Below are 609 nucleotides of genomic sequence, written 5' to 3' on the forward strand. Positions count from 1 at the left end.
TTTTATAGCTACACATACAAATATCAGCATTTAATCGAATCGCCTGAGTGTAAAGCATCTCGAACATACAATTTGAAACAATATCATCAGCATCCACAAATCCTATATATTCTCCTGATGCAATATTTAATCCGATATTTCTGGCTGCTGATACTCCGGAATTTTTTTTATGAACAACCGTTACTCTATGGTCTTGTTGTCTATATGCATCACATATTTCACTACACAGATCCGGTGAACCATCCTCTATTAATATTACTTCAATATCTTGCAATGTTTGATTTAATATACTGTCAACACAGTGCTGTATATATTTTTCAACCTTGTAAACCGGTATAATAACAGATATTTTAGGTCTCATACTATTAATTAATAATCAATTCCTCTTTATGCTTTACAATACTATTTGCTTCTATATCTTTATAAACAAGGCAGTTTGCCCCTACCACACAATTATCACCAATGCTGACACCTGCCAAAATTGTTACATTGCTTGCAATCCAGCAATTTTTACCTATAATAACTTCAGCAATCTTATAATCTTGCTCATATATTAGTTTTTCTGATTTATCAGAATAAACATGATTATGATCATATATTTTTACATTC

Annotated in this window: 2 protein-coding genes; both read right to left on the bottom strand. The window is 31.0% G+C overall.

All coding sequences use genetic code 11. The annotated features are described in order from the left end of the window. Positions 1-361: glycosyltransferase family 2 protein (locus JQM82_RS16020; protein ID WP_235251419.1), on the bottom strand; the 361-nt coding region annotated here is incomplete at its 3' end. A gap of 4 nt (positions 362-365) precedes the next feature. Beyond that, on the bottom strand, positions 366-609 hold a 244-nt coding region (locus tag JQM82_RS16025), incomplete at its 5' end, for an acyltransferase (protein ID WP_235251420.1).

It is taken from the genome of Faecalicatena contorta (genome assembly GCF_021531995.1).
GTDB lineage: Bacteria > Bacillota > Clostridia > Lachnospirales > Lachnospiraceae > Dorea_A > Dorea_A contorta_A.